This window comes from Actinoplanes sp. NPDC024001, assembly GCF_040638955.1.
Classification (GTDB): Bacteria; Actinomycetota; Actinomycetes; order Mycobacteriales; family Micromonosporaceae; genus Actinoplanes.
The window spans coordinates 10,839-34,276 of the sequence record NZ_JBEZZB010000117.1 but is presented as its reverse complement, the minus strand read 5'-3'; the positions used below and the strand labels follow the sequence as shown (position 1 = coordinate 34,276).

23 protein-coding genes and 1 pseudogene are annotated in these 23,438 nt (G+C 71.9%); 15 read left to right on the top strand and 9 right to left on the bottom strand.

Annotated elements, in window-relative coordinates; all coding sequences use genetic code 11:
- Window positions 1-732 (bottom strand): LLM class flavin-dependent oxidoreductase (locus AB0F81_RS35055; protein WP_360204229.1); only part of this gene is annotated, 732 nt, incomplete at its 3' end.
- A 129-nt stretch (window positions 733-861) separates the two neighbouring features.
- On the opposite strand from AB0F81_RS35055, the gene AB0F81_RS35050 reads away from it, so the two are divergent.
- Window positions 862-1,080, top strand: a complete 219-nt coding sequence (locus tag AB0F81_RS35050; RefSeq protein ID WP_360204227.1) for a hypothetical protein — start codon at window positions 862-864, stop codon at window positions 1,078-1,080.
- 8 nt (window positions 1,081-1,088) lie between these two features.
- On the opposite strand, the gene AB0F81_RS35045 is transcribed toward AB0F81_RS35050, so the two are convergent.
- Together AB0F81_RS35045 and AB0F81_RS35040 are read right to left on the bottom strand one after the other, a co-directional pair.
- Window positions 1,089-1,952, bottom strand: coding sequence for a helix-turn-helix transcriptional regulator (locus AB0F81_RS35045; RefSeq protein ID WP_360204226.1), 864 nt, complete (start codon window positions 1,950-1,952; stop codon window positions 1,089-1,091).
- Between the two features lie 29 nt (window positions 1,953-1,981).
- Window positions 1,982-2,233: a hypothetical protein gene (locus AB0F81_RS35040; RefSeq protein ID WP_360204225.1), complete on the bottom strand. Its 252-nt coding sequence runs from the start codon at window positions 2,231-2,233 to the stop codon at window positions 1,982-1,984.
- A 324-nt stretch (window positions 2,234-2,557) separates the two neighbouring features.
- On the opposite strand from AB0F81_RS35040, the gene AB0F81_RS35035 reads away from it, so the two are divergent.
- The 5 genes and pseudogenes from AB0F81_RS35035 to AB0F81_RS35015 all read left to right on the top strand — a co-directional run bounded on the left by AB0F81_RS35035 (window position 2,558) and on the right by AB0F81_RS35015 (window position 6,190).
- Complete coding sequence (locus tag AB0F81_RS35035; RefSeq protein WP_360204223.1) at window positions 2,558-2,773, top strand: hypothetical protein; 216 nt, start codon at window positions 2,558-2,560, stop codon at window positions 2,771-2,773.
- 13 nt (window positions 2,774-2,786) lie between these two features.
- Window positions 2,787-3,032 carry a hypothetical protein gene (locus AB0F81_RS35030; protein WP_360204222.1) on the top strand — a complete coding sequence of 82 codons (246 nt, stop codon included), beginning with the start codon at window positions 2,787-2,789 and terminating at the stop codon, window positions 3,030-3,032.
- Window positions 3,033-3,146: 114 nt separating this feature from the next.
- Window positions 3,147-4,406, top strand: a pseudogene (locus AB0F81_RS35025) (M14 family metallopeptidase); the annotation flags it as partial.
- 18 nt (window positions 4,407-4,424) lie between these two features.
- Window positions 4,425-5,321, top strand: coding sequence for an aminoglycoside phosphotransferase family protein (locus tag AB0F81_RS35020; RefSeq protein ID WP_360204221.1), 897 nt, complete (start codon window positions 4,425-4,427; stop codon window positions 5,319-5,321).
- Window positions 5,322-5,398: 77 nt separating this feature from the next.
- Complete coding sequence (locus AB0F81_RS35015; protein WP_360204219.1) at window positions 5,399-6,190, top strand: serine protease; 792 nt, start codon at window positions 5,399-5,401, stop codon at window positions 6,188-6,190.
- 153 nt (window positions 6,191-6,343) lie between these two features.
- Here the strand turns inward: AB0F81_RS35015 and AB0F81_RS35010 are convergent, their stop codons facing one another.
- Window positions 6,344-8,158, bottom strand: coding sequence for a diguanylate cyclase (locus AB0F81_RS35010; protein WP_360204218.1), 1,815 nt, complete (start codon window positions 8,156-8,158; stop codon window positions 6,344-6,346).
- Between the two features lie 95 nt (window positions 8,159-8,253).
- On the opposite strand from AB0F81_RS35010, the gene AB0F81_RS35005 reads away from it, so the two are divergent.
- The 3 genes from AB0F81_RS35005 (at window position 8,254) to AB0F81_RS34995 (ending at window position 10,244) form a co-directional block, all read left to right on the top strand.
- Entirely contained in the window at window positions 8,254-8,739 is a 486-nt protein-coding gene (locus AB0F81_RS35005; RefSeq protein WP_360204216.1) for a DUF1707 domain-containing protein, read from the top strand.
- 95 nt (window positions 8,740-8,834) lie between these two features.
- Window positions 8,835-9,188 carry an STAS domain-containing protein gene (locus tag AB0F81_RS35000; RefSeq protein ID WP_360204215.1) on the top strand — a complete coding sequence of 118 codons (354 nt, stop codon included), beginning with the start codon at window positions 8,835-8,837 and terminating at the stop codon, window positions 9,186-9,188.
- Between the two features lie 27 nt (window positions 9,189-9,215).
- Window positions 9,216-10,244 carry a LuxR C-terminal-related transcriptional regulator gene (locus tag AB0F81_RS34995; protein WP_360204213.1) on the top strand — a complete coding sequence of 343 codons (1,029 nt, stop codon included), beginning with the start codon at window positions 9,216-9,218 and terminating at the stop codon, window positions 10,242-10,244.
- Here AB0F81_RS34995 and AB0F81_RS34990 read toward each other — a convergent pair.
- A complete protein-coding gene (locus tag AB0F81_RS34990; RefSeq protein WP_360204211.1) occupies window positions 10,216-10,602 on the bottom strand; it encodes a helix-turn-helix domain-containing protein in 387 nt (128 codons plus the stop codon). The two genes, AB0F81_RS34995 and AB0F81_RS34990, sit on opposite strands and share 29 nt — an antisense overlap.
- A 48-nt stretch (window positions 10,603-10,650) precedes the next feature.
- Here AB0F81_RS34990 and AB0F81_RS34985 point away from each other — a divergent pair, with 48 nt between their 5' ends.
- Window positions 10,651-11,430, top strand: coding sequence for a short-chain dehydrogenase (locus tag AB0F81_RS34985; protein WP_360204209.1), 780 nt, complete (start codon window positions 10,651-10,653; stop codon window positions 11,428-11,430).
- On the opposite strand, the gene AB0F81_RS34980 is transcribed toward AB0F81_RS34985, so the two are convergent.
- Window positions 11,413-12,519 (bottom strand): glycosyl hydrolase, encoded by a 1,107-nt coding sequence (locus tag AB0F81_RS34980; RefSeq protein WP_360204207.1) that lies wholly within the window; start codon window positions 12,517-12,519, stop codon window positions 11,413-11,415. The genes AB0F81_RS34985 and AB0F81_RS34980 overlap by 18 nt on opposite strands.
- Window positions 12,520-12,878: 359 nt before the next feature.
- Between AB0F81_RS34980 and AB0F81_RS34975 the strand changes: the two genes are divergently transcribed.
- The gene (locus AB0F81_RS34975) at window positions 12,879-13,193 is read left to right on the top strand and encodes a hypothetical protein (RefSeq protein ID WP_360204205.1); all 315 of its coding nucleotides are present in this window, start codon (window positions 12,879-12,881) and stop codon (window positions 13,191-13,193) included.
- 57 nt (window positions 13,194-13,250) lie between these two features.
- Here AB0F81_RS34975 and AB0F81_RS34970 read toward each other — a convergent pair whose 3' ends face one another.
- A complete protein-coding gene (locus tag AB0F81_RS34970) occupies window positions 13,251-15,062 on the bottom strand; it encodes an AMP-dependent synthetase/ligase (RefSeq protein WP_360204203.1) in 1,812 nt (603 codons plus the stop codon).
- Between the two features lie 131 nt (window positions 15,063-15,193).
- A complete protein-coding gene (locus tag AB0F81_RS34965; RefSeq protein WP_360204201.1) occupies window positions 15,194-16,357 on the bottom strand; it encodes a TetR family transcriptional regulator in 1,164 nt (387 codons plus the stop codon).
- An 89-nt stretch (window positions 16,358-16,446) separates the two neighbouring features.
- Here AB0F81_RS34965 and AB0F81_RS34960 point away from each other — a divergent pair, with 89 nt between their 5' ends.
- From AB0F81_RS34960 to AB0F81_RS34945, 4 genes are all read left to right on the top strand, one after another.
- Complete coding sequence (locus AB0F81_RS34960; RefSeq protein WP_360204199.1) at window positions 16,447-17,661, top strand: acetyl-CoA C-acetyltransferase; 1,215 nt, start codon at window positions 16,447-16,449, stop codon at window positions 17,659-17,661.
- Window positions 17,662-17,674: 13 nt separating this feature from the next.
- Window positions 17,675-19,798 (top strand): 3-hydroxyacyl-CoA dehydrogenase NAD-binding domain-containing protein, encoded by a 2,124-nt coding sequence (locus AB0F81_RS34955; RefSeq protein ID WP_360204198.1) that lies wholly within the window; start codon window positions 17,675-17,677, stop codon window positions 19,796-19,798.
- Window positions 19,799-19,851: 53 nt separating this feature from the next.
- Entirely contained in the window at window positions 19,852-20,541 is a 690-nt protein-coding gene (locus AB0F81_RS34950; RefSeq protein ID WP_360204196.1) for an aminoglycoside phosphotransferase family protein, read from the top strand.
- A 93-nt stretch (window positions 20,542-20,634) separates the two neighbouring features.
- Window positions 20,635-21,432 (top strand): PIG-L family deacetylase, encoded by a 798-nt coding sequence (locus AB0F81_RS34945; RefSeq protein ID WP_360204194.1) that lies wholly within the window; start codon window positions 20,635-20,637, stop codon window positions 21,430-21,432.
- Here the strand turns inward: AB0F81_RS34945 and AB0F81_RS34940 are convergent.
- The gene (locus tag AB0F81_RS34940) at window positions 21,378-23,111 is read right to left on the bottom strand and encodes an ABC transporter ATP-binding protein (protein ID WP_360204192.1); all 1,734 of its coding nucleotides are present in this window, start codon (window positions 23,109-23,111) and stop codon (window positions 21,378-21,380) included. The two genes, AB0F81_RS34945 and AB0F81_RS34940, sit on opposite strands and share 55 nt — an antisense overlap.
- Window positions 23,112-23,438: the final 327 nt, after the last annotated feature.

The window sequence follows — 23,438 nt, the reverse complement described above, 5'->3', positions numbered from 1 at the left end:
CGCGGCCGCCGCCTCCGCGTCGTCGGTGACCTCGACGATCTGCACCAGGGCCTCCAGCGCCGGCGGCCGGGCGCGCCCGGCCGCACCGGCCGCCACCTGCGCGATCTGGGCATCGATCTGATCGGTACGCCAGCGCGCCTCGTGCCGGTGCCCGTCGGCGAGAGTTCGGCCCAGCCCGCTCAGGCCGACGATGTCCGCGTGCTCGCCGGCCCAGCGCAGGATCCGCGAGTTGGCGGTGCCGACGGTCAGCGGGATCCGCTCCTGCACCGGGCGGGGCGCCTCCAGGCGGGCCTCGACCATCTCCAGCAACGGCTCCCGCCGGGTCACCGTCTCCCCCGCGAGCAGGGCCACGACCGCCTCGGTCACGGCCAGGCAGCGGTCGACCCGGCCGCGGACATCGGGCCGTTCGCGGCCGATCGCCAGCCACTCGGCCGGGGTGTGCCCGGCACCGAGACCCAGCCGGGCGCGGCCGCCGGACACCACGTCCAGGGTGGCGACGTCGGCGGCGAGGTGGATCGGCTCGCGGACGCCGGCGTTCGAGACGTAGGCACCCAGGCGGATCCGGCTGGTGACCGCGGCCGCCGCGGCCAGCGCGACCGAGGGCGCGGCACACGAGCCGGGGTGGTCCGCGGCCTGCAGGGTGTCGAAGCCGGCCCGCTCACATCGGACGGCGAGCTCGAGCCAGGAGGCGGCGTCGGTGGGTTGCGCCTGCACCGAGAAGACGTGGGACATGGAGCGACCCTGGCACCGGCGGCGATCAGCGGGGAAGGTTTTTCTGCGGACGGCCGAACCGGGGTCAGGGCGAGGACCGGCGACGTCGGTCCGAGGAGTCAGCCGGCCGGACGGGGGTATAGCTGGATCATGACCGACTACGACCCCGAGCAGTTCGCCGAGTTCACCACGCAGGACGGCCCCGGCTCCGCCGACACCGACCGGCCGGGTGGCGCCGAACGGTCCCCCGCGCAGCAGGGACACCCGGAGCAGGAACATCCGGAGCAGGAGGCCCACGGCGGCAGCATGGCGCCGGGCCTGGTCGACGCGACCGGGCGGCAGATCGCGGACGAGCCGCCGGGGCGCTGATCGCCGGATCAGGAGCCGGCCCGCAGCTGGTCGATGTAATCGGTCCGGTACCGGTCCAGCATCGGACCCACCTCGTCGGTGGCGCTGGACTGGAAGACGTCGAAGACGCGGCGGTAGAGCTCGACATCGTTGCGACCGCGCGAGGTCAGGCCGGTGTTGTAGACGTCGATCACCACGAGCGTGTCGTCCAGCAGGGTGAAGCCGTGCATGGGTGGCAGGTCGACGGGCGCCCCCTCGGGGATGATGCCGAGCCGCACGTGCGGAAGGCCGGAGAGCTTGCGCAGGTGGTCCACCTGGGCGAGCATCTCCGTCGGTGGGCAGATCCGGCTGCGTAACACCGCCTCGGTGATGACGAACTGAAACGATCGGGCCGTGTCGGCCAGGACCTCCTGGCGGCGGAACCGTGCGGTCACCGCGGCCAGCAGGGCCGCGTCGGCGGTGCCGTCCGCCGCGGTGGACTCCAGGCGCAGGAAGGCGCGCATCGCGGCGCGGGCGTATTCGCTGGTCTGCAGCAGGCCGGGTAGCAGCGCGGGCTGGAAGTCGCGGACCGTGCGGGCGGCGCTCTCCCAGTCGGCCACGTCCTGCTGCCGGCCGGCCAGGCTCTCGGGGGTGGGGCGCCAGTCGGTCATCCGGTCGTGTGCCTGCGCCGCGCGGTCCGCCAGGGCGCGGGCCAGGGACTCGTCGGCGCCGAGAGCGCGGGCGATGACGAGGATGTCCTCGGGGTCGGCCGAACCGCGGCCGCGTTCGATGCGGGAGATCTTCGGCTGGCTCATGCCGACGCGCTTGGCCAGCACGGCGCCGGTGAGCTTCTTCGCCCGGCGCATCCGGGCCAAGGTCACGCCGACCGGTTCCTCGTGGGGGGCACCAGCCATGACTGTCGGCACCCCCCAATCTCAGCCGGTCAGGACACTTTCCGCAAAGCCTCTTTGAGAAGATCCAGCGGCACCTCGACGAGGGCTTCCCCGTCGGGTACGTCGATGCCCGCCTGGGCGGCGGTCATCCGGTAGCCCTGCACCACCACCCGGCCGGAGTCGACGTCGATCTCGTAGACGGTAGGACAGGACCCGGCGGTGCACAGGTTGGCGATCGGCCGCAACGTGAAGGCCTCGCCGGCCGCGCGGTTGCGCACGACCCGAACGAAAAGAACGGACATCAGGGCAATGATCCCCACGACGGCGCTGACAACTAGCAAACCGCCGGTCGCGTTGGAGGCAAGATTCACTGTCCGAACTCTAGTCATCCCGCCTGCATAATCAAGCCGAACGCCCCGATAGAACCTCACGTCCGGCCGGCGTGTGATCCACCGTCACCCCTGACGAATCTCCTGCTTGATGGCCATCTGCAGCCTATCAGGATGCCATATTGCAGATTGCATGCGGCACGCTCATAAATTCGCGCGTGATGAATCACCATGGTAATCAAGCAACTGCGCGGCGATGCTCGATGAATAACGTCCATCCCGCCCTTGGTGGTATTCATGGTCGACAAATCGTTAGCCGAGTTGCCGCTCGGCGATCGAACACTGCTCTTCCTGACGCTGGCCGCTCTCTGCCTCGTCGTCGCCATCCGGCTCGTCAGACGAGCGCTCGAACCGCTCGGCGCGATCGTCGAGACGGTCGCCGCGGCCGCCGCCGTGTTCCTCGCCCTCGGCCTGGCCCTCGTTCTGGTCCTGGCCGCCACTCTCACCCGCTAGACAGGAGTCCACCGTGTCCGCGATCGCGATCGTCGGTCTTGTCACCACACTGGTCACGTTCTTCCTGCTGGTGGAGCTGGCCTCGGCGGCCCTGCCGCTGTTGATCATCGTCACGCTGGTGCCGCCGGGACAGCGGCAGGAGCTGGCCTTCCTGCTCGCCACGGTGGACAGCAGCCGCCGGCTGCGACTGTGGCCGGCACTGCGCGCCGCGGTCGCGGCCCGCCGCCGGGAGCGGTGGCGCTACCGGACGGCGTTTTGAGTGTTCCCATCACATGCGCATCAGGGGTGTATTGGCATGCCCGGATGCATTGCCGTTCTTCGATTCTCGGTGGTGGGGTGAGGGAACCATTCCCCTGCACCCCGGAGGTCGTTCATGAGACGACGATCCCTGGCCGCCGTCGCCGCGGTCACGCTCTGCGTGACCGCGGCATTCGCCGCCTCCTCACCGGCCGGAGCGGGCCCCACGCCGGACCCCGCCGCCGAGTACGAGATCCACGACGTACGCACGCAAGCGCACCGCAACACGATCGCCCGCACCGGTGTGGCGATCGAGGACATCGAGCACGGCGTCGCCACCGTGACCGCGACCGGCGCCGAGGTCAGCCGGCTGCGCAGGCTCGGGTTCACCGTGCACGAGGTGATGCAGACCTTCGACTTCCCGCCCGCCGACGCGGCGTACCACAACTACGCGGAGACGATCGCCGCGATCAACTCGGCGGTGGCCGCCTATCCGGCGATCGCCAGCAAGCGGGTGCTCGGCAAGTCTCATGAGGGCCGCGACATCGTGGCCGTGAAGATCTCCGACAACGTCGGCACCGACGAGTCCGAGCCCGAGGTGCTGTACGACGCCAACCACCACGCCCGCGAGCACCTCACCGTCGAGCAGGCGCTCTACCTGCTGGGCCAGTTCACCAGCGGATACGCCGGCGACACCCGGGTCCGCAACATCGTGAACAGCCGGGAGATCTGGATCATCCCGATGGTCAACCCGGACGGCGTCGAGTACGACATCGCCTCCGGCAGTTACCGCTCGTGGCGCAAGAACCGTCAGCCCAACAGCGGTTCCAGCTATGTCGGCACCGACCTGAACCGCAACTACGGCTACCGCTGGGGCTGCTGCGGCGGCTCGTCCGGCAGCACGTCGAGTGCCACCTACCGGGGTCCGTCGGCGTTCTCCGCCCCGGAGACGCGGGTCATCCGCGACTTCGTCAACAGCCGGGTGGTCGGCGGGGTGCAGCAGATCAAGGCCGCCATCGACTTCCACTCGTACTCGCAGCTGGTGCTCTGGCCGTACGGGCACACGACGGCGAACACCAGCACCGGCATGAACGCGGACCAGGCCAACACGTTCGCCACGTTCGGCCGGCAGATGGCCGCCACCAACGGCTACACGCCGCAGCAGTCCAGCGATCTGTACATCACCGACGGTGACTCGCTCGACTGGCTCTGGGGCACGCACAAGATCTTCGCGTACACCTTCGAGCTCTACCCGGGCAGCGCCTCGGGCGGCGGTTTCTACCCGCCGGCCAGCGTCATCCCGCGCGAGACGTCCCGCAACCGGGAGGCGGCGCTGCTGCTCGCCGAGGTGGCCGACTGCCCGTACAAGGTAATTGGGAAGCAGTCCACCTACTGCTGATCGATACTGCACCGCGTGCTGATATCCGAGGAGACGGTGCGGAAGCTGGTGGGGACGCAGTTTCCGGAGTGGGCGGACCTGCCCGTGCGGCAGGTCCGCTCCGCCGGGACGGTCAACGCGATCTTTCGCATCGGCGCGGGCCTGACGGCCCGCTTTCCGCTGGGCGACGGCGAGGCCGAGGCGGTCCGGCGCGAGCTCGAGCAGGAGGCGTACGCGGCCACGCTGCTGCACGGGCGCACCCGGTTCCCCACTCCCGAGCCGGTCGCGATCGGCGATCCGGGGTTCGGCTACCCGCTGCCGTGGTCGGTGCAGACCTGGCTGCCCGGCACGATCGCCACCGACGACGATCCCGGTGGGTCGGAGCCGTTCGCCCGCGACCTGGCCGAGCTGATCACCGCGATGCGGGCGGTCGGCACCGACGGGCGCACGTTCGGCGGCCGTGGCCGGGGCGGGGTGATCGCCACCCACGAGGAGTGGGTGCAGACCTGCCTGTCGCGAAGTGAGCGCCTGCTCCCCGTACCCCGGCTGCGCAGGCTGTGGGAAGCCATGCGCGACCTGCCTCGCGGCGGTGACAAGGACGTGATGACCCACGGTGACCTGATGCCGGGCAATCTGCTGGTGGCCGGCGGCCGCCTCGCCGGCGTCCTGGACACCGGCGGCTTCCAGCCGGCCGACCCGGCGCTGGATCTGACCTGCGCCTGGCATCTGCTGGAGCCCGGGCCGCGGGCGGTGCTGCGCGCGGAGCTGGGCTGCGACGACCTGGAGTGGGCGCGCGGGCAGGCGTGGGCGTTCGAGCAGTCGCTCGGCCTGGTCTGGTACTACGAGGTGAGCAATCCGGTGATGGCCGCGATCGGCCGGCGCACCCTGGAACGCCTCCTCGACGCTCCACGATATGAGCGACCTGAGATTTAAAGATTTACCTCTGTGAATGCAAGCTGTCCTCAGCGGCGTTCCCCACCGGGCACGCCCCGACTGAGGAGGACCCCGAGATGCGCAGATGGCGAACCCTTCTGGCCGCCGTATTCACCGCCGCGAGCATGGGAGTGCTCGTCGCGCCGAGTCCCGCCGTCGCGGACGAGCCGACCGTCACGCCGTATGTCGTCGGGGGCACCCGCGCCGCCCTGGGCGAGTTCCCGTGGATGGTGCGGCTGTCGATGGGCTGCGGTGGCGCCCTCTACAGCCCGACGCTGGTGCTGACCGCCGCGCACTGCGTCAGCCGCACCGGCGCCAACACCTCCATCACCGCCACCCTCGGGGTCGTCGACCTGCAGTCCAGCAGCCGGATCACCCGCCGCTCCAACTACGTCTACCGGGCGCCCGGATACAACGGCAACGGCGACGACTGGGCGTTCGTCCGGCTGTCCAGCGCGGTCACCGGGGTCGCCACGCTGCCGATCACGACCAGCACGTCGTACGACTCGGGCACCTTCACGATCGCCGGCTGGGGCGCCAACCGGGAGGGCGGCTCGCAGCAGCGCTACCTGCTCAAGGCCACGGTGCCGTTCGTCAGTGACGCCACCTGCAACTCCAGCACGATGTACGGCGGACGGGTGATCGCGGCCGAGGAGATCTGCGCCGGTTACACCTCCGGCGGGGTGGACACCTGCCAGGGCGACTCGGGCGGCCCGATGTTCCGCCGGGACGCGAGCAACGCCTGGATCCAGGTCGGCATCGTCAGCTGGGGTGACGGATGTGCCCGCCCGAACAAGCCGGGCGTCTACACCCAGGTCAGCTACTTCTCCTCGGCGATCCGCTCGGCCGCGGCCAGCCTCGGCGGCTGATGCTGCCCCTGGTCCGCTCCGCCGGGAGCAGACCATGGCGAAGCGCGGCGGTCCGGGCGACCTGATCGAAGGGCGACCACCGCATCAGCCCGGCGGTCGCGCTGCGGCCCGCAGCGGCTGGGTGATCGCGGGGTTGTCGTACCGGGAAAGGGGTCAAAGGGGGACGGCCATGGTGCCCGGCGCCGCGCAAACCGCGTCGCGGCCGCTGTTCTTCGCGGTGTAGAGGGCGAGGTCGGCGCGTTCGATGAGGTGCTCGGCCGGCTCCGCCCCGTCCCAGACGGCGTAACCGATGCTGCACGTCTCCGGCTCCGGCATGGCGCGGCGGACCCGGTCGAGGACCGCCGCGGCCTCGGCCGGGGTCCGGCCCGGCAGGGCGATCACGAACTCCTCACCGCCCCAGCGGGCGATCAGATCGCCGCCGGCCAGCTGGGCGGCGAAAGCGGCCGCGGCACGGTGCAGCAGCTCGTCACCGGCCGGATGACCGTAGGTGTCGTTGTAGCGCTTGAAGTGGTCCAGGTCGGCGACCGCGACGGTGAGCGGGCCACCCGCGGCCATCAGGCCGGCGAGTTCGCGCTGCCAGGCCCGCCGGTTCGGCAGACCGGTCAGGGTGTCGGTGAAGGCCATCTGCTCCAGGCGGTGCAGCAGGCGCTCGTGCTCCAGGGCGAGCGCGGTCTCGTCGGCGAGCAGGGCGACCGCCCGCGCCCGGTGATCGCTGACCGTCTCGACCCGGCGCTTCCAGCCGACCGCCAGCACCCCCGTCGCCCTGCCGTCGACGAGAACCGGCTGCCACAGCATCGACCGGCCCTCGACGAGCTTGAGCAGGGCGGGTGACACGCGGGGGTCCTGCGCCGGGTCGGACAGGAAGATCGGCTCGCGGTCGCGGAAGACGCGGGAGGTCATCGAGCTGCCGTCGAGCGGCACCCGGGTGCCCAGCACGTCGGCGCCGGCCACCCCGGTGGCGACCAGTTCGCCGCCGTGCGGGGCCGGTTCGAGCAGCGTGACGTTGTCGGCCTCGGCCAGCTCACGGACGGCCGTGATGATCGTGCCGCGGGCGTCCTCGCCGGTGCGGATCCGCCGGGCGGCCGCGGAGACCGCGGCGAGCAGGCGGTCCGACTCGCGCACGGCGGCCTCGGCCAGCCGCCGGTCGGTGATGTCCTGCAACTGCAGCAGCGTCCACGAGCCGTCGCCGTCCCGGCTGTGGCCGACGGTGAGCCACACCCAGCGTTCGGTGCCGTCCGGGCGGGCGATGCGCTGCTCGGTCGCGCCGCCGGCCAGGTAGGGCTCGGCGCTGGCGCCGACCAGTTCGTCCTCGGCCAGGCCGGCCAGCTCGCAGAAGGCGGGGTTGACCGCGACCAGGGTGCCGCTGCCGTCGGCGATCCCGACACCGGCCGGCGAGGCGTGGAAGAGGCTGGTGAACCGTTCGGCGACGGCGGCGACCTCGTCGCGGGCGTCCCGCAGCTGGCGCTGCCGGCGGCGGACCGCCTCGTGCAGGATCGCCCCGAGCAGCGCCGCGATGACCAGCTGCATCACGTAGTGCCCGAGCTCCCCGGTGCGCAGCTCGGCCCGGCCGGCGACCGCGGCGGCCCAGCCGGCCAGACCGGTGACGGCGGCTCCGGCGGCGATGCGCCGCGACGGCACGGCCGCCCCGACGCCGACCAGGGCGAGCATCAGCAGGGTGGTGAAGTGCAGTTGCCCGGTCATCGCGACCTGGGCGACGCTGTCCAGCACCGGCAGGAAACCCAGCGCGCCGCCGGTGAGCAGGCGCAGCCCGGGACGCTCGGCGACGGGCAGCGCGGCGAAGGCGAGCACCACGGCGGTGGCGGCGGCGAGCGCGGTCATCGCGGGGCGCGCCGGGCCGGTGACGGTGACGAAGTTCGTGATCGACAACGCCACGTAGAAGGCGGCGAAGGCGCCGCGCATCCAGCGGGTGGCGCCTGCGCCGTCGTCGTACTGTCCGCCAGTGCTCAAGGTCGTCCTCCTCCCGCCGCAACGCTTGTCGGTCGGCGGGAAGTGAACCTGAGGAGATACTCGCGCTGGTTGCGACGCGTTTGTAGGGTCGGGGCATGTACCGCGACCCCCGGATCCGCGTGTCCGACGCCGACCGTGAGGCCATCGTCGCGCGGCTCAACGCGGCGACCGCCGAGGGCCGGCTCAACGTCGACGAGTTCAGCTACCGCGCGCAGCGGGCCTACGCGTCACGCACCTGGGGTGAGCTGTCCCGGCTGGTCGACGACCTGCCGCCAGCGCCGCTGGTGGTGCAGCCGGTGGCCGTGCCGCGCCGGTCGGCGCTGGCCGTCAGCCGGCTGCCGATGCTCGCGCTGATCTTCGGTGCGCTCTCCGTTCCGCTGGTCGCCTGCTTCCCGCTCGGCTCCGTCTCTGCCGTGGCCGGGATCGTGCTGGGCTCGCTCGGCCTGCGCACCAGCCAGCGCGTCACGGCCACCGCCGGGCTGGCGCTCGGTGTGCTCGGTGTGCTCCTGCAGCTCGCGGTCTGGGCGTTCATCGGCAGCGTGGGGATCGACGAACCACCGCCGCCCCCGTCGCCTGGCTGACAGTCCGGACCGGAATTTCTTCCGCTGCCCCCACCTGCCGCACGCCGCTACGGTCGCAACCGAACGTGCGGTAACCACGATGGGGGTATAGCAGAATGCGCGATTCGTGGGATTACGTGCTGGACGCGGCGCCGCCGCGGATCAGCGTCACGTGCGGCCGGCTGCCGTCCGGGGACTGGCTCGTCCGGGTGCACGGTGAACTCGAGACGTTCACCGCGCCCACCCTGCGACGTCACCTCAACACCCCGTTGAGCAGCGGCGAAGGACTCATCGACCTGGATCTCGGCGGGCTGGTCTTCTGCGACCACGCCGGGCTGCGGGCGCTGCTGGCGATCGAGGCGGAGGCGGAACCGGGACGGGTGCGGATCGTCGCCGTACATCCGTGTGTGGACCTTGTCATGCGATTGTGTGGCGTGAACGTGCTTTTCCAGCACCGCCACTCTGCATGACCCGTCACAGCCCGTCATGATGGACGGGTGGGTGCCGCGACGAGCGGACGGATCGCTGCCGAGATCGTCGAGATCGCGACCATGCACGGCAGTCTGGAGCAACGGGCGCAGGCCCTGCTGGAGCCGCTGAGCTCGCTGTTGCAGTGCGACGCGGCCTGGATCAGCCTGTTCGACTCCGATCGTCACTGCCAGCGGACGGTCGCTTTCCGGGGTTATCCGGAGCGACTTCGCCGTCATCTGAACGGCGCGCCCTTCATGGCCGAGCTGGAACTCGTCGGCATGGACCGCGCACGCTCGCCCATCCGGGTCAAGGACTGCCCGGTGCCGGTCGCCGAGCTGGAGGTCTGGGCCGAGTATCTCCAACCGGCCGGCTTCAACGAGGGTGTCTCGCTCCCGCTGGCCACCACCGACGGCCGCTACCTCGGCATGCTGGGCTCGCACACCGAGGCCGGCGTCCCGGCCAGCGACGAGACCTGCGACGAACTGGAACGGCTGGGCCCGCTGATCGCGCACGCCGTGGACGCGATGCGCACCGTCTCCGCGCTGACCTCCCTGGTCGGTGGGGCGGTCGCCGGGATCATGCTGACCCGGGCCGGGCGCGTCGAGACCCTGCCCGGCCTCCCCGGCGACCCTCTCCTCGCTCCCGGCTCGCCGGCGCTGTCGGTGGTGGCCGCCGCCCTGACCGGGCCGCGCACCCAGGTGACCTTCCTGGTGCCGCGCGACGACGTGGACGACAGCCTGGCCCGGGTCACCGCCCTCACCTGCCCGCCGCAGCCGCCCGGTCACCACCGGGCCGTGGTGCTGCTGTCGCCGCCGCCGGACCTGCACGGGCTGACCCGCCGCGAGCTGCAGGTCCTCGGCCTGCTGGTGGACGGCTGCACCAACGCCGCGATCGCCGCCGCCCTGCACATCTCCCCCCGCACGACGGTCGGTCACATCGAACACGTCATGATCAAGCTCGGCGCCGCCTCCCGCACGATCGCGGCGCTGCGCGCCGAACGGGAAGGCCTCTACATCCCGGCCGGGATCACTCTCGGGCCGGCGGGCCGGCGCTGAGGCGCATCCGGTCCCGGGCCCGCTCGATCTCGCCGGCGTGCCGCACGGCCCATTCCCCGATCGCGACGATCAGCGGCAGCAGGGACCGGCCCAGGCCGGTCAGGTCGTATTCCACCCGCCGGACGGTCAGCCGCCGGCTGATCAGCCCGTCACCCTCCAGGATCCGCAGCGTACGGGTGAGGATGCGCCGGCTCAGCCCGTGCACCGCCCGGTCGAGCTCGTTGAAGCCCCGCGGACCGTCGCTGAGCACGGCGAGGATCAGCACGCTCCACTTCTCCCCGACCCGGGTCAGGATGTCGGTCGCCGCGCAGGCCGCGCGATCGTCCAGGGTCACGGGGAGCGGGATCACCGGTGACATCGATGTGCCTTCTTTCGGGCGGTACCGGGCGACAACCACGATGAAAGCATGCACACCACAGTGATCGCCGGAGGTACCCGCGGCATCGGCGGCGCCCTCGCCGAACGGCTCCGGCGCGACGGCGGCCGGGTGATCGCGCTCGGCAGCGCCGACGCCGACCTGTCCTCGGTCCGGCAGACCCTCGACCTGACCACCCGGCTGCCCGACCGCGTCGACGCGCTGGTCCTGTCGGCCGGCCGGTTCGGTCACCGGCGGGTGGTGACCGAGGAGGGCCTCGAGCAGACCTTCGCGATCTCCGTGCTGGCCCGTTACCTGCTCACCGAACGGCTCCGGCCCGCCCTGGAACGCAGCCCGGCGCCGGTCGTGCTCAACCTGTGCGGGACCGGAGGCATCCGGGGCGGCCGGATCCACTGGGACGATCTGCAACTCGCCCGCCGTTACCGGATGTTCACCGCGATCCTGCAGGGCGCCCGCGCGAACGATCTGCTCGGCGCCGGTTTCGCGGCCCGCCATCCGGACAGCCGGATCCGGTACGTGCTCTACAACCCGCTGTTCGTCGACAGCGGCATGCACCGGCACCTGCGGCAGCCCGCCCGTACGCTGGTCGGCACGCTGGCCCGGCTCTTCGCCGCCGCACCCGCCGACGCCGCCGCCCCGCTCGCGGACCTGCTCGCCCGGCCGCCCGCCGCGCCGCTGACCGCCCTGCGCCGCGGCGTGCCGGTGCCGCTGACCGGCCCGGCGTTCGACCCGGACGCGGCCGCCCGCCTCTACCGGGTCCTGGCCGGGCTGACGGCCGGCGCCGAGGCCGGGTCAGCCGGCGAAGCGTGAGCTGCGCGCCATGCCGCGGTACGCGGCCAGGGCGGACGAGTCGGTGTCGAACCGGAAGTTGTGGTCGCTGTCGTGCTGGACGTCGGTGTCGAACCAGACGACCGCGCCGACCGCCGACGTCTTGTTCACCCAGGCGCCCAGCTGCTTGATCCAGGCGGCCTTGCCCTTCACCGCGGCCGTCTCGGTCAGGATGATCGGCTTGCGCCCGCCGTAGATCTTGGTGATCGGGTTGAACAGGGTGGCCGGCGACTCGCCGTAGAAGTTGTAGCCGGAGATGCCGACCCAGTCCACATAGTCGTCACCCGGGTAGTACTTCTGCACCTTGTTGGCGGAGCTGTTGGGCGAGGAGTTCCAGTTCGGGCTCCACACCCAGGCAATGTTGTCGGCGCCCACCTCGCCGAAGATGCGGTGGATCCGCCGGTACGCCTTCACGTAGTTGGCCGGGCCGCCGTTCTTCGGGCCGCTCCACTCGAACCAGTCGCCGTTCATCTCCCAGCCCCACCGCAGCAGGATGGGCCGTTTCATCGCCTTGAGCTTGCGGGCGACCGAGCGGATGTTGGCGTCGGACGAGCCGTTGTTGATGCCGCCCAGCGGGGCGCCGTGCCAGGAGGCCAGCAGCACGCTCTTCTTGCTGACGTCCGGCTCGGAGGTGGGGATGTATCCCTGCCAGGGGTAGAACCGGTGCACGATCCGCTGCTCACGGTCGAGCTGGCCGCGGCGCAGCGACAGGCTCTGCGACAGCGATTTGCCGCCCAGCGCCAGGTAGGAGCCGAGCATCGCCTTGCCGGGCGTGAACGGGACCGGGCCGCCGCGGCCGTCGGACCGGGCGACCGCCTGGGTCGTGGACTCCTCGGCGGCCTCCGACGCCTCCGCGGACGGCGAGGCGGTCGCCGACGTTGCGGCTTTCGCGGACGGCGAGGTGGGCGGCTGCGGCGGAACCGCTGACGTGGCGGCCGCGGCGGACGCGCCGCCGAGGGTGAGCGACGGCGCCGGCGACGGTACCGAGACCGGTGCCGCCGCGGGGCTCTGGGTGCCGGCGGCCGTGCCACAGCCGGCGGCCGGAAGGGTCAGGGCCAGCGCCGTCAGCACGTGCCGACGTGACAGCCTGCGGCCGTTGTCCGGCTCGGAAACCACACTTTCTCCCGTCGAGCGGCCTGCGAGGTCGGCCTCATCATGCCCCACGACTGGGGTGCCCGCCTCCCCCGGACGGGCCGGGCGGCCATTTCGATGATCTACAGCACACACCGAATGCGACAACATCCCCCGGCGGTTCCGAAATCCGGCATTTGCCAATATCCGGACCTCATCCGATCATCCGAAAAAACTGCCGGAACAGCGGCCGGGAAACCGAATACCGGGCGGCCCCGGAAACCGGGGCGTAGGTTCTGTCACCGAGCCGGAAAAGTCCGGAAAGAGCATTTGAAAACGTCAGACGGGGGTTTGTCATCATGCAGGTTCGCAAGCTGAGCGCCACGGTCGGAACCGTCCTCTTCCTCGCCGTCGCGGGCCTGGCCCCGGCCGCCTCACCGGCCGCGGCGGCACCGGCCGGCGACGCGGTGGTCGCGGGCGCCACAGACTTCGGCGACTTCAGGAAAGGCTATCGGGACGGCTTCCGGGACGGCTGGGAGACGGCCCGCGACGATTGCGAGAAAATGCAGCAGTTCGCGTTCAAGCTCAACGACGACGAGAGCGACTACATGCGCGGATACAACAAGGGATTCGACAAGGGATTCGACAAGGGATTCTGGGAATACTGCGACTGACACGACAGCGTGTGGATTTCAGGCGCGCGGCGCACCTGAAATCCACACACCCGCCGGTCAGTCTCCGTACAGCTGGTCGATCTCGGTGGCGTAGCGGTCCTGGATGATCCGCCGGCGCAGCTTCAGCGTCGGGGTCAGCTCGCCGCTCTCCGGCGTCCAGCCGGACGGCAGGATCCGGAAGGTCTTCACCTGCTCCGGCCGGGACAGCTTGCCGTTGGCCGCCTCCACCGCCGCGGTGATCTCCGCGATCAGCGCCGGGTCGGCGGCCAGCTCGGCGAGCGTGGTGCCGGCGAGCCCCCGCTTCGCGGCCCACACCGGCGCCATCTCCTCGTCGAGGGCGATCAGCGCGGTCACGTACGGCCGGCGGTCGCCGATCGCCACGGCCTGGGCGATCAGCGGGTGCGCCCGCAGCAGGTTCTCGATCTGCGCCGGGGAGATGTTCTTCCCGCTCGAGTTGATGATCAGCTCTTTCTTGCGGTCGGTGATGGTGAGGTAGCCGTCGTCGTCGAGCGTCCCCACGTCACCGGTGGCGAGCCACCCGTCGGCGTCGGTCACCGGGTCGACGCCGCCGTCCGCCCGCAGGTAACCGGAGCAGACGAGCGGGCCGCGTACCAGGATCTCGCCGTCCTCGGCGAGCTTGAGCTCCATGCCCGCGTTGACCCGGCCGACCGTGCCGGTCCGGAAGTGCGTCGGCGTGTTGATCGTGGCGGTGCCGGTGGTCTCGGTCATGCCCCACACCTCGAGCACGTCGACGCCGAGACCGGCCAGGTAGAGCAGCACCTCCACCGGGATCGGCGCGGCGCCGCTGCCGGCGTGGAGCATGTTGTCCAGGCCGAGCCGGGCCCGCAGCGGGCGCAGCACCTTCTCGTCGAGCACGGCCAGCTTGGCGGCGAGCTCCGGCGGCACCGGCTGCTCCGCGCCGCGCAGCTGGTAGGCCTCCAGCGCGACCTCCCGGGCGGCATCGACGGCGGCGCGCACCTGGGGTTCGGCGGCGGCCAGCTGCCCCTGCACCCCGGCGACCATCTTCTCCCAGATCCGCGGCACCCCGAAGAACGAGACCGGCCGGACCCGGACCAGCCCGGCGAGCAGCTGCGCCGGGTCCGGGCAGATGGTGACGTGCCCGGCCCGGTAGATCGGGTTGTAGACGCCGAGGATGCGCTCGGCGATGTGCGCGAGCGGCAGATATGCCAGCGACGCGGCGTGGTCCGGCACCTCGACGGTGGCCTCCAGCACCACCGACTGGTAGATCACGTTGGCGTGGCTGAGCACCACGCCCTTCGGGTCGCCGGTGGTGCCGGAGGTGTAGAGCAGCGTGACCGGCTGCTCCGGGCGCACCTCACGCCACGTCTTCTCGAAGGCCGCCGGATCGGCCCGGTACGCGGCCTCGCCCCGGGCGGCGACCTCACGCAGGTTCAGCGGGCCGTCGCCGTCGACCACCACCACGTGGCGCACCTGCGGCAGCTCGGCGAGGATCGGTTTCCAGCGCTCCAGCTCCTTCTCGCCCTCCAGCACGATGATCTCGGCGGCGCTGTGCCGGGCCAGATAGGCGAGCTGGCTGGTAGAGAGGGTGGCGTAGACGGTGGAGGGCACCGCGCCGAGGTGCGCGGCGGCGAGGTCGATCAGCCAGTGCTCGGGCCGGCTGGACATCTGGATCAGCATCCGGTCACCGGAGCGCAGCCCGAGATCGGCCAGTCCGCGGGACAGGACGGCGACCTCGTCGCGCAGCTCGCGCCAGGTGCGCGTGCGCTCCTGTCCGAGAACGCTCAGGGCCGGCAGGTCGGGGAACTCGGTGGCGTTGCGGTGCAGCAGGGCGGGAACGGTCAGGCCGCGGACGGTGTCGGCGCACCGCTGGGCGAGGTCGGCATCCATGGCGTGTTGCCTCCTTCGAGGCTTTGTGACGCTCGGCACATCATCCAACGCCGCGACTGTAAACGCCGATTAACTTCCTTGGGAAGGGGGAGCGCGGGACAGGTCCGCGATAATGCGAATCTTGGCTAACTTCAGGCGGTCAGGACGGTGCGCATGAGGCGCACCAGATGACCGTCCATCCCGGTCCGCCGGTCGAAGTGGACCCACCGGCTCAGATCGGCGACCACGTTCAGCGCCGCGTGCACGAGCACCCGCGCCTCCGCGGCCGGCACCTCCGGGCGCAGCCGGCCCAGCAGGCCCACCCACTCCTCGACGTGCAGCCGCTGCAGCTTGCGCAGCTCGTGCCGGTCGGCGTCGGGCAGGTTGTTGTTCTCCGCCAGGTAGACCGAGACCAGCGCGCTGCGCTCGAAGGTCAGCTCCACGTAGGACTCGGTCATCCGGCGCAGCGCGTCCTCGTCGTCGGCCGCACCGGAGAGGGCGACCGCGGTGGTCTCGGCGACCCGCTCCGAGGCGCGGTAGAAGGCGGCAGCCAGGATGTCCGCCTTGCCGGGGAAGTAGCGGTAGACACTGGACGCGTTGATTCCCGCGGCCCGGCCGATCTCCTCGACACCGACCGCGTGGTAGCCGTACCGATGGAAGAGCTTGACCGCCTCGGCCAGCAGGATCTCGCGGCGCGCGCCCACCCGCGTGCCGGGTGTCTCGTCCGGCAGCGGCGCCACCGGCGCCGGCGTGGGCGGCTCGTCGTGCAGCACCGCGGTCGCGACCCGGTGCAGGGCCGCTTCCGCGCGGCCCTTGGCGATCGCCGCCCGGTGCGTGCCGAGGCTGCCGAAGACGCTGAGCGCGGCCCGGACCAGCGCGTCCGCGCCCGGCTCGGTGAGGTCCGGGCGGGCGGTCAGCAGCGGCCCGGCCAGCCGGCGCACGAACTCGGTGAGACCGGCCCGGAACTCGTCGCGGTGCTCGCCGGTCAGGTATCGCCACTCCCACTGGTAGAGCCCGGCCACCCGCCGGCCCTCGACGCCCAGCCGGGCCAGCACGCCGAGCAGCTCGTCCAGCTCGGTGATCCCGTCGGTGGCGGTCAGCACGGTGCCGGCCAGCTGGCGGGTGGCGTGCACGAGCATCGCGTACTTGTTCGGGAAGTGCCGGTAGATCGCGGGGCCGCTGATCCCGACCACGGTGGCGATCTCGTCGATGCTCACCCCGTGGTAGCCGCGCTCGCAGAACAGCTCGGCGGCGGCCAGCGCGAGCTGCGCCTTACGGTCCTTCGGCCGTTTCCGGACCTCCGCTGCGGTTTGCACGGGCACAGCCTAGCCGCGAGTCGCCGCCTTGACACCTAGCGGAAACATCAGCAAAAGTTAGCCGCAATTCGCATCCTAGGGAGTTGGCGATGACTACCGAGGCCTACATCTACGACGCCGTGCGCACCCCGCGCGGGCGCGGCAAGAAAACCGGTTCGCTGCACGGGGTGAAGCCCATCTCGCTGGTCGTCGGCCTCGTCGACGAGCTGCGGCGCCGCTTCCCCACCGTGGACCCGGCCGACATCGAGGACGTCGTGCTCGGCGTCGTCTCCCCACTCGGCGACCAGGGCTCGGACATCGCCAAGACCGCCGCGATCGCCGCCGGCCTGCCTTACACGACGGCCGGCGTGCAGCTCAACCGGTTCTGCGGCTCCGGCCTGGAGGCGGTCAACGTGGCCGCGCAGAAGATCCGCTCCGGCTGGGAGGACCTGGTCCTGGCCGGCGGCGTGGAGTCGATGTCGCGGGTGCCGATGGGCTCCGACGGCGGCGCCTGGGCGCTCGACCCGGAGACCAGCCTGAAGACCGACTTCATCCCGCAGGGCATCAGCGCCGACCTGATCGCCACCATGGACGGGTACTCCCGCACCGACGTCGACACGTTCGCCCTCGGCTCCCAGCAGAAGGCGGCCAAGGCCTGGCAGAACGGGTACTTCGAGCGGTCGGTGGTGCCGGTCCGCGACCGCAACGGCCTGCTGATCCTCGACCGTGACGAGCACATCCGCGCGGACTCGACGCTGGAGGGCCTCGGCAACCTGCCCGCCTCGTTCGCCGTCATCGGCGACCAGGGCGGTTTCGACGCGGTGGCGCTGCAGAAGTACCACTGGGTCGAGAAGATCAACCACGTGCACTCGGCCGGCAACTCCTCCGGCATCGTCGACGGCGCCGCCCTCGTCATGATCGGCTCGGAGGCCGCCGGGCAGCGCGCCGGCATCACCCCGCGCGCCCGGATCGTCGCGGCCGCGCTCAGCGGCGCCGACCCGACGATCATGCTGACCGGGCCCGCCCCGGCCGCCCGCAAGGCCCTGGACAAGGCCGGCCTGACCGTCGACGACCTCGACCTCGTCGAGATCAACGAGGCGTTCGCCGCGGTGGTCCTGCACTTCATCGACGACATGAAACTCGACCCGGAGATCGTCAACGTCAACGGCGGCGCGATCGCGATGGGTCACCCGCTCGGCGCCACCGGCGCCATGATCCTCGGCACCCTCGTCGACGAGCTGGAGCGGCGCGGCGGGCGGTACGGCCTGGCCACGCTCTGCATCGGCGGCGGCATGGGCATCGCCACCATCGTCGAACGGCTCTGAGGAGATCTTGAAGATGACTGAGACCATCCGCTGGAACCGCGAGGACGACGGCGTCGTCGTGCTCACCCTCGACGACCCGAACCACGGCGCCAACACCATGAACAGCGACTACGTGCGCAGCATGGAGGCGATCGTCACCCGGCTGGAGGCCGAGCGCGAGCAGATCACCGGCGTGATCATCACGTCGGCGAAGAAGTCCTGGTTCGCCGGCGGCAACCTCGAGGACCTGCGCTCGGTCGGCCCGGGCCAGGGCGCCGACGCGTTCGCCCTGTCCAACCACGTGAAGGCGCAGCTGCGCCGGCTGGAGAAGCTGGGCCGGCCGGTGGTGGCCGCGCTCAACGGCTCGGCGCTCGGCGGCGGCCTGGAGCTGGCGCTCGCCTGCCACCGCCGGATCGCGCTGAACAACCCGCGGCTGGAGGTGGGCTGCCCCGAGGTCAGCCTCGGCCTGCTGCCCGCCGGTGGCGGCGTGGTCCGCACGGTCCGGCTCCTCGGCCTGTTCACCGCCCTCACCCAGGTGCTGCTCAAGGGCACCCGGCACCGGCTCGCCGCGGCCAAGGAGATCGGCCTGATCGACGAGGTCGTCGACAGCCCCGAGGAGCTGATCAGCGCCGCCCGGGCGTGGATCGCCGCGAACCCGAACGCCGTGCAGCCGTGGGACGTGAAGGGCTACAAGATCCCCGGTGGCAGCCCGTCGTCCCCGGCGCTCGCCGCGCAGCTGCCGGCCTTCCCGGCCAACCTGCGCAAGCAGCTCAAGGGCGCGCCCTACCCGGCGCCGCGCAACATCCTGGCCGCCGCGGTCGAGGGCGCCCAGGTGGACGTGGACACCGCGTTCATCATCGAGAGCCGCTACTTCGTCGAGCTGGTCACCGGCCCGGTCGCCAAGAACATGATCTCGGCGTTCTTCTTCGACCTGAACGCGGTCAACAACCGCGAGATCGGCGACGTGCCGCCGGTCACCAAGGTCGCGGTGCTCGGCGCGGGCATGATGGGCGCGGCGATCGCGTACGTCTGCGCCCGCTCCGGCCTGGAGGTGGTGCTGCGCGACATGTCCCTGGAGGCGGCGCAGCGCGGCAAGGCGTACTCGGAGAAGCTCGTCGCCCGCGGCAAGGGCGGCCCGGACCTGCTGGACCGGATCACCCCGACCGCCGAGGTCGCCGACCTGGCCGGCGCGGACGTGGTGATCGAGGCGGTCTTCGAGGACCCGGCCCTCAAGCACAAGGTCTTCGCCGAGATCGAGGGTGTGGTGGCGCCCGACGCGTTGCTCTGCTCCAACACCTCGACGCTGCCGATCACCATGCTCGCCGAGGGGGTACGCCGCCAGACCGACTTCATCGGCCTGCACTTCTTCTCGCCGGTCGACAAGATGCCGCTGGTCGAGGTGATCAAGGGTGAGAAGACCAGCGACCTGACCGTCCGCCGGGCGCTCGACGTGGTCCGCCGGCTGCGCAAGACGCCGATCGTGGTCAACGACAGCCGCGGCTTCTTCACCAGCCGGGTCATCGGCACGTTCACCAACGAGGGCATCGCGATGCTCGCCGAGGGTGTCCCGCCGGCCAGCATCGAGCAGGCCAGCAGCCAGGCCGGGTACCCGGCGCCGGTGCTGCAGCTGATGGACGAGCTCACCCTCACCCTGCCCCGCAAGATCCGCAAGGAGTACCAGGCCGCCGCGCAGGCCGCCGGCCTGGACTGGGAGTCGCACCCGGCCGACACGGTGATCGACCGCATGATCGACGAGTTCGGGCGGCCCGGCCGCTCCGGCGGGGCCGGCTTCTACGAGTACACCGACGGCAAGCGCACCGGGCTCTGGCCGGGTCTGTCCACTTTCGGCAAGCCCGAGGGGCGCGACATCCCGTTCGAGGATCTCAAGGAGCGGATGCTGTTCATCGAGGCGATCGAGACGGTCAAGTGCCTCGACGAGGGCGTGCTGACCTCGGTCCCGGAGGCCAACATCGGCTCGATCCTCGGCATCGGCTACCCCGGCTGGACCGGCGGCGTGCTGCAGTACATCAACCAGTACGAAGGCGGCCTGCCCGGCTTCGTCGCCCGCGCCCGCCAGCTGGCCGAACGGTACGGCGACCGGTTCACCCCGCCGCCGCTGCTGATCGCGAAGGCCGAGGCCGGCGAGGTGTTCGCCTGACCGACACCGACCGGTCGCTGTGATCGGCAACCGCCGTACTACGGTAGTTGATCATGTGCGAGCACGAGTTACCCAACGGCCGGGCGGATCACCGCCCGGCCGTTCAGGCTCTTCTGCGACATCTCGCCGACGCGGGTTTCGACGGCGCCCCGGCACCGGACGGCACGCTTCCCGGTGAGCCTCTCGGCAAACAGCGGCCCTGGCCCGGCTGGGTGCACGACGACGAGACGCTCTGGCAGGTCGCCCAGTGGCTGCGCGAGTACCACGCGGCCGTCGCCGACTTCGTACCGCCGGCCGGCGCCACCTGGCGCAAGGGCGGCACCTGGGAACCGGGCCTGATCATCGGCCACAACGACGCCACCCCGGGCAAGGTGGCCGTCGCCGGCGGGCGGGTCGCCGGCTTCTCCGGCTGGGAGTTCGCCGGCCCGGTCACCGCCGAGGCCGACCTCGCCTTCGCCGCCTTCGCCTGGGTGCCGCTGACCGCCCGGCAGGTCGCCGAGGCCGACGGCTTCACCGCCTTCGCCGACCGGCCCCGCCGCCTGCGCCTGTTCCTCGACGCCTACGGCTGGCGCGGCACACTGCGCCAGATCGTGCGCGAGGTCCGCGACCGGATCAGCGCGTCCATCCACGACATCCGGCGGCTCGCCGCGGACGGGGACGCCGACTGCCGGGAGATGCTCGACGCCGGTCACGACCGGGAACTGGCGGCCGCCGTGCGGGAACTCGCTCAATTTCCCCGCTGAGCAGGACGGCAAGGTTCCAGCAAGAAAGCTCAAAGAATCCAGCAAGCGTCCTCCCGCACGCTCGCCGAAAGGCATCGAGCAACGGAGGACCCCATGAACCAGATCGCCGGCCTCGGCACCGTCCTCGGCGTCTGGGCCCACCCCGACGACGAGGCGTATCTCTCCGGCGGGCTGATGGCCCTGGCCCGCGACGCCGGCTCGCGGGTGGTGTGCGTGACCGCCACCCACGGCGAGCGCGGCACCACCGACCCGGAGCGCTGGCCGGCCGACCGGCTCGCCGAGCAGCGCGCCGTCGAGCTGCGGGACTGCCTCGACGTGCTCGGCGTCACCGAACACCACTGGCTCGGTTACCGCGACGGCGAGTGCGACCGGGTGCCGCCCGGCGAGGCGGTCGCCCGGATCGCCGAGCTGATCGACGCGGTCCGGCCGGACACCGTCGTCACCTTCGGCCCGGACGGGCAGACCGGCCACCCGGACCACCAGGCCGTCGGCCGCTGGACCGCGGCCGCCGTCGACCGGGCCGCGCCGGCGCGCACCCGCCTGCTGCAGTCCGCGATCACCGGCGACTGGGCGCGCCAGTGGCGCATCGTCAACGACCGCTTCGACGTCTTCGTGCCGGGATATCCGGTCGTCCGGCGCGAGTCCGAGCTGGCCCTGCACCTCACCCTCGATCCGGTCACGCTGTCCCGCAAGGTCAAGGCGCTGGCCGCGCAGGCCAGCCAGACCGCCGGGCTGATCGCGACGATGGGCGCGGACCAGTACGCCGCCTGGGTCGCCGACGAGGCGTTCGTCGCCGCCGAGCCGGCCCCGCTGATCTGCGAGCGCTGCTGGTGGGATCACGAGAACGCCCGGTGGCGCTGCGCCGGGACGCCGGCGGCCAGCCTCCGGTAGTAGGGACTCGTCCGCAGCAGCTCCTCGTGCGTGCCCTCGGCCGCCACCACCCCGCCGTCGAGCACCAGCACCCGGTCGGCCGAGCGCACCGTGGAGAACCGGTGCGCGATCACCACCAGCGCGCACACCTGGGCCACCTCCCGCAGCGCGGCCGCCAGGGCCTGTTCGCCGTCCGGGTCGAGGTGGGCGGTCGGCTCGTCGAGCAGGATCAGCTCGGGCCGGGACAGCAGGCAGCGGGCGATCGCCACCCGCTGCCGCTGCCCGCCGGAGAGCCGGCTGCCGCGCTCGCCGACCGGGGTGTCGAGGCCGCGCGGCAGCGCCGCCACCACCGGGGTCAGGCCGGTCATCGCCAGCACCCGGGCCAGGTCGTCGTCGCCGGCCGGGCCCGCGCCGTAGAGCAGGTTGTCGCGCAGCGTGCCGGCCAGCAGCGGGCAGTCCTGCTCGACCAGGCCGACGAGGGCGCGATGCCGGGCATAGGGCAGCAGCCGCCCGCGCACCAGCACCACCCCCCGGTCCGGCTCGTAGAACCGCTCGGCCAGCGCGAAGATCGTCGACTTGCCGGTGCCGGACGGCCCGACCAGCGCGACCTGCCCGCGCGACGGCACCGCGAAGCTGATGCCGCGCAGCACCGGCCGCGCCCGGTCGTAGCCGAACCACACGTCCCGGAACTCCAGCACCGGCGGCTCCGGGCGGCCCACCGGCACCACCGCCACCGGCCGGTCCCGCTCCACCGGCAGGGCGAGCACCTCGTTGATCCGGTGCAGCGCCCCGGAGCCCTGCTGCACCGCGCTGACCGCCTGGAAGATCTCGTAGATCGGCGCCGCCAGATAGGTCATCGCCAGGGTGAAGGCGACCAGCCGGCCGAGCGTCGTCTCCCCGGCCGCCACCCGGGTCGCCCCGACCAGCAGCACCACCAGGAACGCCCCGCTGACCGCCAGGTCGTTGGTCGGCCCGCTCAACGCGACCAGCCCGGCCATCCGCAGGTTCTCCCGGTAGGCGCGGCCGGCCGAGCTGTGCAATCGGGCCGCCTCCACCGGCTCGGCCCGGCACGCCCGCACGGTCCGGATCCCGCCGAGCACCCGTTCCAGATCGGCCAGCAGGGTGCCCTCCGCGGTCTGCGCGCTGCGCGACGCCACCCGCAGCCGGCGCACCACCGCCAGCAGACTGCCCACCGCCACCGCGAACAGCACCGCCACCAGGCACAGCAGCCAGCGGTCCAGCCAGCCCAGCAGCAGCACCACCGCCACCAGGCCGACCACTCCGGCGACCCCGGTGCCCAGGCTCTGCGCGACCAGGGTCTTGACGATCGTGGTGTCCCCGCAGGCCCGGGCGATCACGTCGCCGGTGCGGACCCGGTCGAGCGCCGACAGCCGTACCCTCAGCAGGTGCCCGGTAACGGCGTGCCGCAGGTCGCGGGTCATGGTCTCGCCGGTGTGCGCCTGCACGTATCGGGCCAGCGCGAGCGCGGCGGCCTGCGCGATGAACAGCCCGGCCAGCGCCGCGAACACCGGCCACGGCACGTGCCCACCGGCCGCCGCGTCCACCGCCTTGCCCGCCATCAGCGGCTGCGCCAGCGCCAGCGCCGAACCGAGCAGGCTCAGCCCCGCCGCCGCGCCGATCCAGCGCCGGTAGCCGCGGGTCAGCCTGAGCAGATCCCGCCAGCGGGCCCGATCGGACAAATGCCCCTCCTCAGCCGGCGATGCCGCCGACGCTAACCAGCGCCGATCACGGGGGGCAATCGGTCCCTCACCCACCATCACCGCCGGCTCACGGCAAATTCACCCCCTCTCGGTACGGCCTACGAGTCCCGCCCCACTACCCATGCCCGTGGCCACGGCGCGGCCTGGGCACGGAGTCCCGGCCGCCGGCGCGGGCGCCGGGCGTAAGCGCCGGGTCACCATCGCGGGGTGCCGGGCGAGACCGGGTCACGGCCGCCGATGCGGATGCCGGGTCGCGCGGCCACGGTCAGGGGGGACGCCCCGCCCACCCGAGGTGACATCATCCGA

Coding starts and splice junctions, on each gene's coding strand:
- AB0F81_RS35015 (WP_360204219.1), top strand. CDS start 5,399: ATGCGCAGATGGCGAACCCTTCTGGCCGCCGTATTCACCGCCGCGAGC.
- AB0F81_RS34975 (WP_360204205.1), top strand. CDS start 12,879: ATGCAGGTTCGCAAGCTGAGCGCCACGGTCGGAACCGTCCTCTTCCTC.
- AB0F81_RS34960 (WP_360204199.1), top strand. CDS start 16,447: ATGACTACCGAGGCCTACATCTACGACGCCGTGCGCACCCCGCGCGGG.
- AB0F81_RS35045 (WP_360204226.1), bottom strand. CDS start 1,952: ATGGCTGGTGCCCCCCACGAGGAACCGGTCGGCGTGACCTTGGCCCGG.
- AB0F81_RS34950 (WP_360204196.1), top strand. CDS start 19,852: ATGTGCGAGCACGAGTTACCCAACGGCCGGGCGGATCACCGCCCGGCC.
- AB0F81_RS35005 (WP_360204216.1), top strand. CDS start 8,254: ATGTACCGCGACCCCCGGATCCGCGTGTCCGACGCCGACCGTGAGGCC.
- AB0F81_RS35050 (WP_360204227.1), top strand. CDS start 862: ATGACCGACTACGACCCCGAGCAGTTCGCCGAGTTCACCACGCAGGAC.
- AB0F81_RS35035 (WP_360204223.1), top strand. CDS start 2,558: ATGGTCGACAAATCGTTAGCCGAGTTGCCGCTCGGCGATCGAACACTG.
- AB0F81_RS34945 (WP_360204194.1), top strand. CDS start 20,635: ATGAACCAGATCGCCGGCCTCGGCACCGTCCTCGGCGTCTGGGCCCAC.
- AB0F81_RS35000 (WP_360204215.1), top strand. CDS start 8,835: ATGCGCGATTCGTGGGATTACGTGCTGGACGCGGCGCCGCCGCGGATC.
- AB0F81_RS34990 (WP_360204211.1), bottom strand. CDS start 10,602: ATGTCACCGGTGATCCCGCTCCCCGTGACCCTGGACGATCGCGCGGCC.
- AB0F81_RS34985 (WP_360204209.1), top strand. CDS start 10,651: ATGCACACCACAGTGATCGCCGGAGGTACCCGCGGCATCGGCGGCGCC.
- AB0F81_RS34955 (WP_360204198.1), top strand. CDS start 17,675: ATGACTGAGACCATCCGCTGGAACCGCGAGGACGACGGCGTCGTCGTG.
- AB0F81_RS34970 (WP_360204203.1), bottom strand. CDS start 15,062: ATGGATGCCGACCTCGCCCAGCGGTGCGCCGACACCGTCCGCGGCCTG.
- AB0F81_RS35040 (WP_360204225.1), bottom strand. CDS start 2,233: ATGTCCGTTCTTTTCGTTCGGGTCGTGCGCAACCGCGCGGCCGGCGAG.